Raw genomic sequence first — 14,454 nt, forward strand, 5'->3', positions numbered from 1 at the left:
AAAAAGCGTTCATAAGTTGTTTAAGAATATTAAAAAAAGCGCATTGTATCTAGTGATAATGCGCTTTTTTATGGTTGATTGAAATGGTAAGTATTCTCAATGTTATATTGATAGTTAACACCAATTTTAACCTTCTTGAATAATATTAATAAACGTCTGCCAAATTGGGCTTTGATGGCGAGCTTTATGCCAGACTAACCACCAGGTTCGGGACAAATCTATGCCCGCGACTTTGACCTGTACCAGTTGTCCTTTAGCCAACTCTGCTTGGATCACATGCTGCGACAAACAACCCAAACCGATATCGGCGCTGACCATATGCTTAATGGCTTCTGATTGTTGAATGGCCATAATAACCTCGGCATTGGGTAAATATTGCAGTAATTGCTCATCGATAATCTGCCGCGTACCCGAACCCGCCTCCCTTACCAATAGAGGCAGCGTTGCCAGTTGCTCAGCACTTAGCTCATAACAGTTATCATTATCGTTATACGCAGAAAACTCTTTTAACCAGCGACTGTCACGCTTAGCAAATACTACCAAAGTATCCGTCCGCCAAGCGCGCTGTTCAAGCACTTTCATATCCGTCGGGCGCGGCATACCTTCGACCAAAGCAATATCAATATTTAATTGCTCCACCTCGCTAACCACTTCTTGGGTATTGGCGATATACATATCGACGTTGGCATCTGGTAGCGCCTTATATAACTTGGCAAGCAGCGGCGGCAAAACATAATTGCCAATGGTGGTACTGGCACCAATATGAATCTGCCCTGCTTGATGTTTATGATAATGCTCCAGCGTCAACGCTTGCCCTAAGATTGCTTGCGCTTGTATATAGATAGGATGAGCATTGGGGTGTTGATTAAGCCTGCGCCCCACTCGCTCAAATAGTGGCATCTGTAGCCTTGCTTCTAACTCTGTCAGCGCGCTACTGACGGCTGATTGTGATAGATGCAGCGCTTCACTGGCGCGGCTGGTACTACCCGTCTGGTAAATAGTGACAAAGACAGATAGCTGTTTAAGCGTAATCCTCGGTAAAGTCTGCATGGCTTTTTTCATATTTCCTCAAACCTTCTATCTGCTTAAATAACCTATTTATAATACCTAAAAACCCTTTATCGACCTGAAAAATCGATAGTTTATATCTTATTAATCTGTTTTTATTATAAATCGACTTGGCTTATACTGCCTATTCATAAGCTTATGCTTATTTCGATTATAGAGAATAAATAATAGGATGTATGTGCCATGAACACTTTAACCCGATCAGTAAATAACTACGTCCCGCATAACCGCGAGGCCATAGGGCTTATCTTCGTACTGATTGGTAGTTTGTTTTGCTTATGGTTAAATATGAGCTTAGACACTTGGTCGAATGGTCGCATCGTTGGACTGTCATCCCTAACGCTGGCAATTTTACTGGGGATGGTACTCGGCAATACGGTTTATCCAAATTTTTCTGACCAATTAAGTGCAGGCGTTGGCTTTGCCAAAGGTCAGGTTTTGCGCCTTGCCATTATATTTTATGGTTTTAAGCTGACATTGACCCAAGTAGCTAGCGTCGGTATGCCAGCCGTAATGACAGATGCACTGGTACTGACGTCGACGTTTTTATTGACCTACTGGCTGGGTACAAAATGGTTAAAAGTCGATAAGCAAACGACGTTATTGATCGGTTCAGGCGCTAGTATTTGCGGCGCCGCAGCAGTCATTGCCGCAGAGCCCGTGGTCAAAGCAGAAGCACACAAAGTTACTATTGCCGTAGCGACAGTGGTGGTCTTTGGTACCATTGCGATGCTGTTATATCCATTTTTATATCATCTCGGCTGGTTGCAACCTTGGCTAAACGCCCAGCAGTATGGTATTTATACTGGCTCAACCATTCATGAAGTCGCGCAAGTGGTGGTCGCTGGCAATGCGGTGAACACCGATGTTGGTAATACGGCTGTCGTCACCAAGATGATACGAGTCATGATGCTCGCCCCTTTCTTATTGATATTGTCGTTTGCTTTAACCAAAGGCAGTAGCGAGAATGGTGAAAAACCCTCATTGATGAATCGCGTGCAACAAGTCAAAGTCCCTTGGTTTGCTTTTATCTTTATTTTGGTAGTGTTACTGCATACTTGGATCCCGATGACTGCAGGCTTTGAGCATAGCATGGTCATATTCGATGATATCCTGCTAACGATGGCGATGTTTGCACTTGGCTTAACCACTCATATGAGCGCTATTAAACAAGCTGGGGTTAAACCTCTTATCTTAGGGGCCATTATGTTTGCTTGGTTAATCATAGGTGGCGGTTTGATTAATATTGGGATCAGTTCCTTCTAATAAATTACGTTATTTAATGCTTATCCGCTAATTTAAACTGACCTTAATAATCTTAATGACCTTCATTATCTTAAAATAAAATAAAAAAAGCCTACGATCATTATAGTTCGTAGGCTTTTTCATTTTAAAGATATTCGATTCAGCTCTTAATATTAACCTACTAATACCAAACCCAAAAAGTACGATTAGCTGTGTGTCAAACTCGTTTAGTCTACAGTTCGTAGCACTTGCACTCGTTTTCCTTGCTACTCTAGTTTTTGTGAATGGTATAATATCAAAATATAGACGAAAAAAAACGAACCCTTAGGTTCGTTTTTTACACATCTTTTTATCTAGTCATTCATCTATAAAAAGACGAATTAGATAGCAACGATGTTATGTGCTTGTGGGCCTTTTTGGCCTTGAGTTACAGTGAACTCAACTTCTTGGCCTTCAGCCAAAGTTTTGAAACCTGAACCAGTGATTTCGCTGTAATGAGCAAAAACGTCTGCGCCGTTTTCTGGAGCGATAAAACCAAAGCCTTTAGCTTCGTTGAACCACTTAACTGTACCTTTTTGAGTATCTGACATATCGATAATCCTACTTTTTAATTTATTAATGGTCTAGTGACCGGTAACGCTTGCAAATAGCTACTGAACGATAAATATTAAAACGAAGGATTATAACTAATACTACGAGGTAATGATTTGGTGCAGAACTGCTCTTAAGCTTGGACACATTATAGGATGTCCATTGCAGTATCGCAAGTTATATATGACATTTCGTGTAACTGGTTACAAATAATCGTCTTTTTTGCCCAAAATAGCAGATTACTTGGCGTTTGGTAATCGGAATAAATAGATAGCCACCCCAGTACACACCGCGGCTACCAGCCATGCCATCCATATCATATCGGCTGGTAACCGATAAAACAACATCGACGTAGATAAGGTCATCATTACTACCGCTAACCACTTAGCATACAGCGGCACGGCATGATTACTCTCCCAATCACGGACGAACTTACCAAAATATTTGTGGTTAATGAGCCAAAAATGAAAACGTCGTGAGCTACGCGCCCAGCACCCTGCTGCCAGTAATATAAAAGGCGCGGTCGGCATCACTGGCAATAATGCACCAATAATTCCCAAGACAAAAAACACCCAGCCCAATATCAAAAACGTCCAACGCACGGTTGGGCTGTTGTGTTGATTGGTCTTGGGTCGATAATAAAAGGCTTTTTTGTTTTGGCTCATATAAATGCTGTCATTGGCTGATATCGAATGGCTGATACTAAAGTATATAGGCTATACAGCTAAAACGCTGCTTAAAATAATGACCTATATAGGTAGCTAAGCATGCAATATCACACAAAAAGGTACAAGGCTATTTTTATGAAGTTTTTGCTATTGATAGGTATGTTGGGTAAGTGAGTTGATGTATTTAATTAAAGCTTTGAAATAAAAAACCGCTATCACATAAGGCAATAACGGTTTTACTTTCTAGTGACAAAACTCTGATTTAGTTCGCTATCAACCCTATCTCGCATGCTTCTTTTAGCCAGCTTGGAAACTCTTCTAGCATGTTTTCATATAAGGCTTCTTCGCTAATGTCATCCAAGTTGTCTAATTCAAAATAAGGAGTTTGTACTTTTTCAGAATAGACCTACATTTAAAAAACTTTAAACCCAACCAAAATGATCACAGTCACCACTAATCCAAGCCAACCAAACCCTTTTGTACCTTGTACAGGCATATTCGGGTTCATCTCAGGAAACAATATCGCCCCATAAGACACAAGCGGCAACACGATAAACAGCGTGCCGATACGTTGATGACTGGGTAAGCTTGGCTCTAAAAAAAGAAGCGAAATCAAGAATACCATCATAAATATGGTGGCGAAAATGGCATATCTGTCTAATGGCTCATGGCGATTCCAGTAAAAATACAGAACCGCCATAACCAAAACTACAGGTAATAGAACCATCATTAAAAATATACTACAACGCCTTTAACTCTTCCATCTGCCCTGCCATAGCTTTTAACTGCCCTTCTAACTCAGCCAATTTCACTTTCTCAGCATCGACTACTTCGGCAGGCGCTTTACTAACGAACCCTTCATTGCCGAGCTTACGCGAGATGCCTTCAGCTTGACCTTTCAACTTATCATATGACTTACCTAAACGAGCCAGCTCAGCCGTTGGGTCAATCAGTCCCTTCATCGGCACAAGTACACGCAGCTGACCAACCATACTTGATGATGATAATGGTATCTTTTTATCAGAGCCGTCACTACTATCCAAAATCTCTAGGCTTTCGACCTTAGCAAGTGCCTTAAATTGGTTTTTGATACGCGATAGACGCGCCTCTTCATCGCTAGAGATGTTTTGTAGCAAGACTGGTAGACGTACGGCATTACCCAGTTTCATCTCACCACGGATATTGCGCACGCTGGCGATCAGCTGTTGTAGCCACTCCATATCGGCTTCGACTTGTTCACTAATTTGCGCAGTATCGGTTTGTGGATAATCAGCAATCACGATGCTATCGGTGTCTTTACGATTTAGTAGCGGCGCGACAGTCTGCCAAATTTGCTCGGTTAGATACGGCATAATCGGATGGCTAAAACGTAGTGCGGTCTCAAGGACGTGCAGCAGTATGTAGCGGATTTGCGCTTTACGCTCGTCCGATACCGAATCATCATTGAGGCTGGCTTTGGCAAGCTCAACATACCAATCGCAGTATTCATTCCAGATAAACTCATAAATATCATGACTGACCATATCGAGGCGATACTGGCTAAAGTGCTGATGAATAGAGGTAATCGTCGAGTTTAGACGACTCATAATCCACTTTTCTGGTAGTTCCCACACCTCAGGGTTCGCAGCTTGGTCAATCGCTTGAGCATTACCCTCTTTGTCCACACAATTCATCAGTACAAAACGGCTGGCGTTCCAGATTTTATTACAGAAATTGCGATAACCTTCAACACGCTTGAGATCAAAGTTGATATCGCGACCGGTACTGGCAAGCGAGGTAAAAGTAAAGCGCAGCGCGTCAGTACCAAAAGCTGGAATACCTTCTGGGAACTCTTTACGGGTTTGCTTTTCGATTTTGGCGGCGTCTTTTGGGTTCATCATATTACTGGTGCGTTTTTCAACCAGCGCTTCTAAATCAATACCATCGATAAGGTCGATAGGATCTAAGACATTACCTTTCGATTTAGACATCTTCTGACCGTTACCATCACGAACCAAACCATGAACATAAACGGTTTTAAACGGTACTTGTGGGGTGCCATCTTCATTTTTCACAAAGTGCATGGTCATCATGATCATGCGTGCAACCCAAAAGAAAATAATGTCAAAACCGGTGACCAAGACGCTGGTCGGGTGAAAGGTTTCAAGTACGCGTGGATCAGCATTGACGTCCGCCCAATCAAGCGTACTAAATGTCCAAAGCCCCGAGCTAAACCACGTATCAAGTACGTCATCGTCTTGGCGTAATTTAACATCATCGCTTAAATTGTATTTAGTGCGCACTTCGGCTTCATCACGGGCGACATAAATCTCACCGCTCGCGTCGTCATACCACGCAGGGATACGGTGTCCCCACCACAGCTGACGGCTGATACACCAGTCCTGCAAGTCCGTCATCCACGCCATATACATGTTTTTATATTGCGCAGGAACGAACTCAATTCGGCCATCTTCTACCGCGTCAATCGCAGGCTTGGCAAGTTTATTGACCGCTACGTACCATTGATCGGTCAACCATGGCTCAACGATGGTACCGCCACGCTCAGCACGCGGGGCTTTTAGCGCGTAGTCTTCGATGTCCTCTAGCCAGCCTTGCTCGCCTGCTTGCGCCACTAAAAACTTACGCGCAGCAAAACGCTCAAGTCCTGCATAGTCGCTTGGCGTAGTCTCTAAGGTTGGCTCACGCGTTTGTAGATCAGGATAAACTTCCATCGCTGGTAAAATATTAGCACTCTCATCAAGGATATTAATCAACGGCAGGCTATGACGACGACCAAGCTCATAGTCATTAAAATCATGCGCTGGGGTAATTTTTACGCAGCCGGTACCAAAGTCTTTTTCGACATAATCATCAGCGACGATAGGCACCACGCGATTGGTAATGGGCAAAGTGATGGTTTTACCAATCAGGTGTGAATAACGCTCATCGCTTGGATTGACCGCAACAGCGGTATCGCCAAGTAAGGTTTCAGGGCGTGTGGTTGCTACGACCAGATAGTTTTTGCCATCTTGAGTTTGCAATTCTTTATCAGTGAAATGATAGCGGAAATGCCACAAGCTGCCTTTTTCGTCATGATTTTCGACTTCTAAATCCGATAGCGCGGTTTGGAATTTTGGATCCCAGTTCACCAAACGCTTACCACGATAAATCAAACCATCGTCGAACAGACGCACGAATACTTCTTTTACCGCATTGGATAAACCATCATCCATGGTGAAGCGCTCACGCGACCAATCGACCGAGCTGCCCAAACGGCGAATTTGGCTGGTGATATTGCCGCCCGACTCTTCCTTCCATTCCCACACTTTATCGATGAAGTCTTCGCGAGTCATATCACGGCGCTTGATACCTTGTGCCTCGAGGCGACGCTCAACCACCATTTGGGTGGCGATACCGGCATGATCCGTACCCGGTTGCCAAAGCGTATTGTCACCATCCATGCGATGATAACGAGTCAGCGCATCCATAATGGCATTATTAAAACCATGACCCATATGCAGCGATCCAGTGACGTTCGGTGGTGGTAGCGCGATAGAAAATGATTCGTCTTTATCAAATGTCGGCTGAAAATAACCACTGTCCTCCCAGCCTTGATACATGCCCGCTTCGACCTGTGCAGGATTGTACGCATTTTCAAGTTGGCTTAGCGCCGCTTGGATAGATTGAGTCAGAGTGGCGTTAGAATTAATATTAGGATTGCTCATAATAGAATGGTCTTTTGTTAAAATGAATGTGGTTAAACAAATAAGGCAAAAATTAGGGATAATAATTAATAGAGTGATTTTAACGCAGATGGCCAGATTTTGTTAGATGCTAAGAACATTTATCAGACGTACAGAGCGGCATTGTCCAATTAACAACAGTAAACCACAGCAATTGGCTGAATTCTCAACACAACAAGCGATGTTCATACGATAGAATGGTTAGAATAATAAAATTAATATCAGATAAATAGCGAGCTGACCGTGTCCCAAGATACTGAGCGTACAAATAATTCTCAAGCCAATAATGTCGATGATAAAAACGTCATCGATGATACTGCTATCTATTATTATAAAGCTGATAATACCCAGAAAAACATATATACCTATGTTGAGCCTGATGAAGAAGAAGAAAAAGAAAACACTGATAGCACTGACAAGGATGACGGTGACACCGATGCGACTGAAAATTTAGAGGATGAAGATTTCTCTGAAGATATGAGCGATGAAGATAAAGAAACCATCAAAAAGGTCGCTAACGACGACAATGTAAGTCAAGCAAAAAGCTACGCCAGTATATTGGTTGAGCAAGTGATGGATGCCAAAGAAACCTTTGAGCGCTCGCTTGGCTCGCTGTTTACCAGTGCTTTTACTGCTGGACTTGAGATTGGCATTAGCTTTTTTATGATTTTAGCCGCTTTTTCCCTACTCAGCGATGTGCTACCCAGTCAATACTCCATCGTACTCGCTTCCCTACTTTATCCGATTGGTTTTATCATTGTGGTCATTGGTCAATCGCTATTATTCACCGAGCAAACGTCATTATTGAGCCTTCCAGTACTCAATAAAATCGAGCCTTTACATAAGTTGCTACGGCTGTGGAGCACTGTGATCGCGGGCAACGTTGTTGGCGGTTGTTTGTTTGCCGCATTAATGGTTGGTTTGGGCTTAAACATGCAGTTGTTTAGCGTGAGCGACATTGATACTTATGCTGAACATATTTTAGGGTTTGAATGGTGGGTGATATTTGGTAGTTCCATATTGGCAGGCTGGATGATGGGAGTAGCCGCGTGGCTTGTGACCTCTGCACGCGATACACTTAGCCGCATCGTCTTGGTTACCCTCATTACCGGTAGTATCGGATTTTTGGGTTTACACCACAGTATCGTCGGTAATATCGAGGTATTCTCGGCCTTGCTATACGGTAATACCGTCAGTTTATGGCGTTATTTACTGTTTTTAGCCCTAGTATTGGTGGGCAATACGATCGGTGGCGTGGTGTTCGTCGCGGTACTCAAAAACCGTACCTTCTTATTTCAAGTCGAAAAAGTCAAAGAACAAACGGCTAATGATAAAGCAGAGGCAAGAATAAACATAAGCCCCCGTCGGCCTTAGATTTTATAGCATGCAGATTGCTAATACACCACTCTCTATCTAAAGTTTTTAACCTTATTAGAGCGTGTTTAACGTAATTAACGTAGCAAAAGGAATTTGATAAAAAGCATGTAGAAGGAAAGGCATGGAGGAGAAAAAGCGTATATCTAAAAAGACATTTAGGTTAAAAAGTTAGAATGAGCAGTAGTATCAGCAACGTCAACCGTGTCCGTACTCACGACTGCTGTGCCGTAAGCGATGGCTTCTACCATGCTGCCCAATTGATTGATATTGCTCACCTCGAATCGTAAGCCGTAGATATGATTATAGCCTTTGGCTTTTGCTTGCGTCCGCATACGTACTACTGCTTCACGGCGGGCGCGGTCTAATAAGGTCTCGTAGGTGGTTAAGTTTTTGCCAAAGATACTTAACACCCGAGCGATAATCATTTTAAAATAATCTTGGGCGATAACCACGCTACCGAGTACCAACTCGCCTTGGCTATGCTCTGCAACGCTCGGCTGATAAAAACGCTCCGTCGATACGATAATGTGACCCAATTCTTGCTCCGCAATACTCAACTGTGCTAAATGCTGGCGCTCATGGCGCGAGCCAAAAAACCAGCCGAGCACAAATAACACAATAAGCGGCGCGTAGTTCATCAACATTTGGGTAAGGGAGTTATTCATATCACGTCTCTTATCATAAAAAAGCGCTGAGGCTTTAAAATTTGGTTAGCTAACCAAAAGGATTGAAACGTGGTAAATCATCGGTCGGTGCTGGTGCGGAGTTTTGTGAGCTTGGCTGCTGACCAGACGGATAATGAGGGTCGCTTGGTGGGCTTTGATAGGATTGCTGCGACATCGGTATGGCTTTAACAGCGGTACCATAAACAAACAACTCAGAGGCACCTTGGGCGATGCTAGAGGTCGAAAAACGCAGGCCGACGACGGCATCTGCACCCAAGGCTTCTGCCTTGATAACCATGCGGTCTATCGCTTCTTGGCGCGATTCTTCTAGCAGCTCGGTATAAGCCGTCAGCTCACCACCGACGATGTTTTTAAGCCCAGCAAACAAGTCTTTGCCGACATGCTTTGAACGTACCGTACTCCCGTACACCACATCTAAGCGCTCAGTAATTTGATAGTTGGGCAAGTGCTCAAGATTGGAGAGTTGCACAGTCATAATACTGCCTTATCGGTAACTTATAGAGTTATAAAAAACGTTCAACAGCAAGCAAGAGAAATTCATAGCAACAAGTTCATAGGAAAAAGCTCATAGGAAAAAGTTCATAGCAACAATAGGTGTTTACAGATCAATGCCTTTAGTCGTTGGTATGAAATAATAAAAATAGCTCAGTTAAGTTACCTTCGATACTATTGGCCATTTGTGCCATTTTATCTTCATCGTTACGCATCTGCGCAAGCTCTGGATCTTCATCGTCGATACCGCTTAGCACAATCATTGGCAAGGTCAAGACTGCTACGTCCTCTGCGGTCTCTTCATCCTCAAACCAATCACTGGCCTCGTCACCATACATCGCATCGACAAAGCCGATTGACCATGCCACGATATCTGACTCATCTGAAAAATCGACTGCCACTTCTTCATCACCAGCATTTTCACCAAACGGTAGCTCGATAGGCGTCTCGTTTTTTAACTCAGCCATAATAGAGTCGCGCCAGCGCTTGATACCATCGATGACATTATCTGGAATCTCGCTCGCGTGACCTTCAAACAGCGCATCTATCCAATTCGGCAATGGACGCCCAATGACTGTCGCTGTCAAAAAGCCATGCGCGGCGACACTATCGAGCACAAACTGGCTCTCTTGATTGTCTAAATAGTCTAGTAATTCATCAAAGCTTAAAGGGTTACTCATGAGGTCATTGTCCTTAAAAGATAGAGAGTTAGGTTGTGTCAGTCACAATAAACAATCAGTTAATAAAGTAAGAATCGTTGCATAGAGCTGCATAAAATAGTGGCATAGCATGAATGGCTAACACTATAGAAAACCAAGAAAAATAGTAGCCTACCAGCTTAACACAGTTACATAACTAGCAGTTATTAAAGGGCTTTAGTCGGCTTAAATGACTCAGCACCCTTACTTAAACCCTACTCAACTTAGACCCTATCCAAAGTTTAAAAACTAAAGATCGTCATCTTCCCAATCATCACCATCTTCGTCGAAACTGTCTATATCATCTAGATCGTCTTTTAGCTCTTTGGCCAAACGCTTTTCTTCTAGCAAGTTATCGATTAATCGGCGCTTTTCAAGGCTACTGAGGCGTGTACGCACGCTCGTTTCAGCTTCTTCCACCATCTTTGCATCATCGTCGTCGACAAAATTATCATCAAAATCGTCATCAATATCAGCATTACTCATGACAAGCTCCTATCGTTTTTAGCAAGGGTATTGAAAATACATCAATATATATATGCCTTATAAAGTCTCTGTTGAATGTTGTCAATGCTTTTTATCGCTATGGTCTATTTAATCTTTAACAAAAAGAGAATGATACCATCAATACAGCAGACAATTATCTATTAATCTAAAAACTACGTATCGATAACTGGGCGATTAAGCTTGAGCCTCATCAGCAGCTTCGATCATCAAAACCGCATTACGGACATCTGCTAAACGCTGAATCATCGCGTCATTACCACCATCGAATATCGCACATTCGCGCTCATAAACAGTGGTTGGGCGCATGATACTATGAACTTGCACATGATTGCCGATTTGTCTCAGGCCTTCATTTGGTAATAAAATGAGCATCTGCTCTTTTTTGCCGACGCCGTGGAGCAACTGAGACATTTCATCTGCTTGTGCCTCATCGCTGACCCCCACTTTTGCAGGTAGGGCAAAGCGCGTCAGCTCAATATGCTTATCGTGAATAATTTTATTGAGCATCAAGTACAGTTTGCCGAGCATCACACCTGCTAGCGCGACTTTTGCATGGCTGTTATCCGCCTTTAACAATACACTAGCGCCCCTGTCATCAAAGTGAGGCTCATTCATCGCACTCACTCCAAGCAACAATGGCTGCTTAAGTAGTTCAGTTACCGCTTGGTTCAATAATTGAGTACATAATGCTAGATAAGGCAGGCGCTGGGCAGGTGCGAGGCGCTCGAGCATATTGAATTCGTCATGAAAAACGATTTGTACTTTGACACTATCAAATGCACGTGTGCCAGATAAGCGAGAATGACCACTGCTGGCTTTAGTCATACTGCTATCAGCGTCATGCGCCTCGCTCTGTGTGTTAGCGGTCGGCTGGTAATCGGAGTGTTTTATATCATGACCTTCATCGTCTGCCAAATCTTGATGCTGCTGAGTTCTGACATATTGATTGACCGCGCTATGTATATCCAGCTTACGGACACTGCTTGATGGATTGCCTGCTTCTTTATCACTCGGACTACCCGTTGAACCAATAGCTGTTCGACTGTCATCCATTTGATCATTATTTACTTGGCTGTCCGCTGTACGGCGCTCACGATCACGGTCATGGCTGCGCTGATCGATTTGCATATATTGCTCACGGTGCAAATCTTGAATATCACGGCTCAAAGCATTAATTTGCTCTTTGGTTGGACGGGCAAGGTGGCCATAAATCAACCAAAGTAACAAATGCAGCAACATAGTGCCAATGACAAATGGCCACTGCATAGCGATAATTTCGCCTTTGCTGACGTCCTTTATGGTCAACGCTACGCTACCAATCACCGCATCGCCTTTGGTCGCGATTTGACGAATCGTATCGCCCTGCTGCATCGGCGCATTGCCGACTGGCACTAAGACATCATCATTACTGTCTTTAATCAGTATGCGGGTCACGTCTTGCTCGCTGGTATAGCGATTGGCAATGACGCTTAAGCTGACGCGGTCTTTATTCTCTAAAGACAGCCTCGCTTCATCAATCAGCTGGGCGACCATTTGCTCGCCTTTTAACGCACGACTTTTGCTCAGCTGCTGATCGGTACTGATGACCAATAATAGAGTCTGTAAACAAAAACTAACCAGAAGAATAATGGCAAACAACCCTTGCCGCGGCGCTAAATACGTCATGATATGTTAAACTTTTTTGGATAAATGGAAATAAGAAACGAGGCTATCGCTCATTTTCTGGAAGAATACACAGCTATATTTGTGCAATTTAATACTTCAACACTTCAACACTTCAACACTTCAATAAATAATATTTAATAAAACACTATTTATAAGACGTTGCCATCGTACAGTAGATTTGTTGTACAAGTATGTTTGGCACAGTCTATTCTCAACAAATCTTTCGCTTACTCTATGTACTATATCACCATAGTAAGGGTTATGGCTTTAGCTAAGCGTATAAATTTATTGTAATAATTTTCTTTTATTCTACTAGGGGCTGCTCGGTAAAACTGTTATGATTCCCAATCTTATATGAGCATACAAGGGACCATTGAGCCATGCCAAACAATACATCTTATTCGTTACCAAAAGACAGCAAAGCATGGCAACAAGCCGTTGATTCTATTGCGTCACTACTGCCTAACGACACCAATTTACAGGATTTTGACGCGCTACAATCTTTACCTGTTTTTGCTCTCATTGTGGTACTACCGACCAAGGTATCGACGCTTGATATTCACCAGTATGTACAATCATGGGTCGATGAGCAGCCAAACTGGCATTTGGTCACCGTCGCTGAAGATACGGATGCCAGCTTTGTCAATATTACCGTGTCTGATACCGAGCCAACGGCAGCACACGCCCAGCGCCTACCCTTTACCCACGCACAAGTATTTCGCTATCTGCTGGTGCCCGTGACCGACACACTCATGCATCCTGGCAAAAAAACAGCGGCGGCTCATATCATCGATGATCAGCTGACGACACGCTTGCGTCACGACCTAAATGAAGAATATAAAAATACTAGCCGTGCAGATAATGTCGATAACTTAGATGTGGTCGATTGTCATATTCTGTCGGTCGGTCATATGCTGCGTACTCATAAGCTTGCCTGCTTTGATATGGACTCCACCTTAATCGAGCAAGAAGTCATCGTTGAATTGGCCAAGACAGCAGGAATCGGCGAGCAAGTCGAAGCCATTACCGAGGCGGCCATGCGCGGTGAGATTGATTTTGATGAATCATTCGCCCAGCGTGTGGCGTTATTAAAGGGTATTTCAACCGACGTGCTTGATGATATATGCAGTCGCTTAACGCTATCCATGGGCGCTCGCACCACCATCAGCGCGCTAAAAGCTTTGGGCTATCATACGGTCCTCGTATCAGGTGGCTTTACCTATTTTGCCCGCTATATCGCTGAGCAATTGGGCATTGACGAGGTTCATGCCAATCCTTTAGATATTGACGAAGGCGAAGTTACTGGTCATATACAGCTGCCCATCGTCAATGGTGCCAAAAAAGCGGCTATCGTCGAGTATACGGCTGAGCGTTTGGGTATCGCGATGTCACAAGTCGTCTGCATCGGTGATGGTGCCAATGATTTGCCGATGATGGCCATTGCTGATTTGGGTGTCGCTTATCATGCCAAACCAATCGTCCAAGCCCGTGCTGATGCCGCCATCAATGTGACGGGACTCGAAGGCACGCTCTACGCCCTTGGCTACCCAGAACTTACTCCTACCAAGTAATTATATTATATAAGCTCAAAAATATGTCATAAGCTGGGTTAATGTCAGGATTAATACCTGTGTCATTAATCTGGCTTTTATTCCTTATTGAATTACTAAGGGCTGTATAGAATACAGCCCCTAACTAAATGAAATCTTTATTAACGCCACTATTTAATGACACT

The 14,454-nt window shown here is 43.4% G+C and carries 13 protein-coding genes and 1 pseudogene; 3 read left to right on the forward strand and 11 right to left on the reverse strand.

Going from position 1 to position 14,454, the window contains the following annotated elements; all coding sequences use genetic code 11:
- Nucleotides 1–126: 126 nt before the first annotated feature.
- Complete coding sequence (locus tag ACT3TU_RS11270) at nucleotides 127–1,062, reverse strand: LysR substrate-binding domain-containing protein (RefSeq protein ID WP_192524166.1); 936 nt, start codon at nucleotides 1,060–1,062, stop codon at nucleotides 127–129.
- A 189-nt stretch (nucleotides 1,063–1,251) separates the two neighbouring features.
- On the opposite strand from ACT3TU_RS11270, the gene ACT3TU_RS11275 reads away from it, so the two are divergent.
- Entirely contained in the window at nucleotides 1,252–2,334 is a 1,083-nt protein-coding gene (locus ACT3TU_RS11275; protein ID WP_192524165.1) for a YeiH family protein, read from the forward strand.
- A 359-nt stretch (nucleotides 2,335–2,693) separates the two neighbouring features.
- Here the strand turns inward: ACT3TU_RS11275 and cspE are convergent, their stop codons facing one another.
- From cspE to ACT3TU_RS11300, 5 genes and pseudogenes are all read right to left on the reverse strand, one after another.
- A complete protein-coding gene (cspE, locus tag ACT3TU_RS11280) occupies nucleotides 2,694–2,903 on the reverse strand; it encodes a transcription antiterminator/RNA stability regulator CspE (RefSeq protein ID WP_192524164.1) in 210 nt (69 codons plus the stop codon).
- 240 nt (nucleotides 2,904–3,143) lie between these two features.
- Nucleotides 3,144–3,569, reverse strand: coding sequence for a YbaN family protein (locus ACT3TU_RS11285; RefSeq protein WP_192524163.1), 426 nt, complete (start codon nucleotides 3,567–3,569; stop codon nucleotides 3,144–3,146).
- A 265-nt stretch (nucleotides 3,570–3,834) separates the two neighbouring features.
- Nucleotides 3,835–3,942: pseudogene (locus tag ACT3TU_RS11290) on the reverse strand (VWA domain-containing protein); the annotation flags it as partial.
- A 42-nt stretch (nucleotides 3,943–3,984) separates the two neighbouring features.
- A complete protein-coding gene (locus ACT3TU_RS11295) occupies nucleotides 3,985–4,302 on the reverse strand; it encodes a hypothetical protein (protein ID WP_192524161.1) in 318 nt (105 codons plus the stop codon).
- Nucleotides 4,303–4,312: 10 nt separating this feature from the next.
- Nucleotides 4,313–7,276, reverse strand: coding sequence for a valine--tRNA ligase (locus ACT3TU_RS11300; RefSeq protein WP_192524160.1), 2,964 nt, complete (start codon nucleotides 7,274–7,276; stop codon nucleotides 4,313–4,315).
- A 261-nt stretch (nucleotides 7,277–7,537) separates the two neighbouring features.
- Between ACT3TU_RS11300 and ACT3TU_RS11305 the strand changes: the two genes are divergently transcribed.
- Nucleotides 7,538–8,668: a formate/nitrite transporter family protein gene (locus ACT3TU_RS11305; RefSeq protein ID WP_192524159.1), complete on the forward strand. Its 1,131-nt coding sequence runs from the start codon at nucleotides 7,538–7,540 to the stop codon at nucleotides 8,666–8,668.
- A gap of 158 nt (nucleotides 8,669–8,826) precedes the next feature.
- On the opposite strand, the gene ACT3TU_RS11310 is transcribed toward ACT3TU_RS11305, so the two are convergent.
- The 5 genes from ACT3TU_RS11310 to ACT3TU_RS11330 all read right to left on the reverse strand — a co-directional run bounded on the left by ACT3TU_RS11310 (nucleotide 8,827) and on the right by ACT3TU_RS11330 (nucleotide 12,719).
- A complete protein-coding gene (locus tag ACT3TU_RS11310) occupies nucleotides 8,827–9,336 on the reverse strand; it encodes a YbjQ family protein (protein ID WP_192524158.1) in 510 nt (169 codons plus the stop codon).
- Between the two features lie 49 nt (nucleotides 9,337–9,385).
- A complete protein-coding gene (locus tag ACT3TU_RS11315; protein ID WP_192524157.1) occupies nucleotides 9,386–9,832 on the reverse strand; it encodes a YbjQ family protein in 447 nt (148 codons plus the stop codon).
- Nucleotides 9,833–9,971: 139 nt separating this feature from the next.
- Nucleotides 9,972–10,529: a UPF0149 family protein gene (locus ACT3TU_RS11320; protein WP_192524156.1), complete on the reverse strand. Its 558-nt coding sequence runs from the start codon at nucleotides 10,527–10,529 to the stop codon at nucleotides 9,972–9,974.
- 267 nt (nucleotides 10,530–10,796) lie between these two features.
- Nucleotides 10,797–11,033, reverse strand: coding sequence for a PA3496 family putative envelope integrity protein (locus ACT3TU_RS11325; protein ID WP_192524155.1), 237 nt, complete (start codon nucleotides 11,031–11,033; stop codon nucleotides 10,797–10,799).
- 195 nt (nucleotides 11,034–11,228) lie between these two features.
- Nucleotides 11,229–12,719 (reverse strand): hypothetical protein, encoded by a 1,491-nt coding sequence (locus ACT3TU_RS11330; RefSeq protein ID WP_192524154.1) that lies wholly within the window; start codon nucleotides 12,717–12,719, stop codon nucleotides 11,229–11,231.
- A 380-nt stretch (nucleotides 12,720–13,099) separates the two neighbouring features.
- Between ACT3TU_RS11330 and serB the strand changes: the two genes are divergently transcribed.
- Complete coding sequence (gene serB, locus ACT3TU_RS11335; protein ID WP_192524153.1) at nucleotides 13,100–14,290, forward strand: phosphoserine phosphatase SerB; 1,191 nt, start codon at nucleotides 13,100–13,102, stop codon at nucleotides 14,288–14,290.
- Nucleotides 14,291–14,454: the final 164 nt, after the last annotated feature.

Source organism: Psychrobacter sp. AOP3-A1-26 (genome assembly GCF_052378235.1).
GTDB lineage: Bacteria > Pseudomonadota > Gammaproteobacteria > Pseudomonadales > Moraxellaceae > Psychrobacter.

Coding starts and splice junctions, on each gene's coding strand:
- ACT3TU_RS11270 (WP_192524166.1), bottom strand. CDS start 1,062: ATGAAAAAAGCCATGCAGACTTTACCGAGGATTACGCTTAAACAGCTA.
- ACT3TU_RS11275 (WP_192524165.1), top strand. CDS start 1,252: ATGAACACTTTAACCCGATCAGTAAATAACTACGTCCCGCATAACCGC.
- cspE (WP_192524164.1), bottom strand. CDS start 2,903: ATGTCAGATACTCAAAAAGGTACAGTTAAGTGGTTCAACGAAGCTAAA.
- ACT3TU_RS11285 (WP_192524163.1), bottom strand. CDS start 3,569: ATGAGCCAAAACAAAAAAGCCTTTTATTATCGACCCAAGACCAATCAA.
- ACT3TU_RS11295 (WP_192524161.1), bottom strand. CDS start 4,302: ATGATGGTTCTATTACCTGTAGTTTTGGTTATGGCGGTTCTGTATTTT.
- ACT3TU_RS11300 (WP_192524160.1), bottom strand. CDS start 7,276: ATGAGCAATCCTAATATTAATTCTAACGCCACTCTGACTCAATCTATC.
- ACT3TU_RS11310 (WP_192524158.1), bottom strand. CDS start 9,336: ATGAATAACTCCCTTACCCAAATGTTGATGAACTACGCGCCGCTTATT.
- ACT3TU_RS11315 (WP_192524157.1), bottom strand. CDS start 9,832: ATGACTGTGCAACTCTCCAATCTTGAGCACTTGCCCAACTATCAAATT.
- ACT3TU_RS11320 (WP_192524156.1), bottom strand. CDS start 10,529: ATGAGTAACCCTTTAAGCTTTGATGAATTACTAGACTATTTAGACAAT.
- ACT3TU_RS11325 (WP_192524155.1), bottom strand. CDS start 11,033: ATGAGTAATGCTGATATTGATGACGATTTTGATGATAATTTTGTCGAC.
- ACT3TU_RS11330 (WP_192524154.1), bottom strand. CDS start 12,719: ATGACGTATTTAGCGCCGCGGCAAGGGTTGTTTGCCATTATTCTTCTG.
- serB (WP_192524153.1), top strand. CDS start 13,100: ATGCCAAACAATACATCTTATTCGTTACCAAAAGACAGCAAAGCATGG.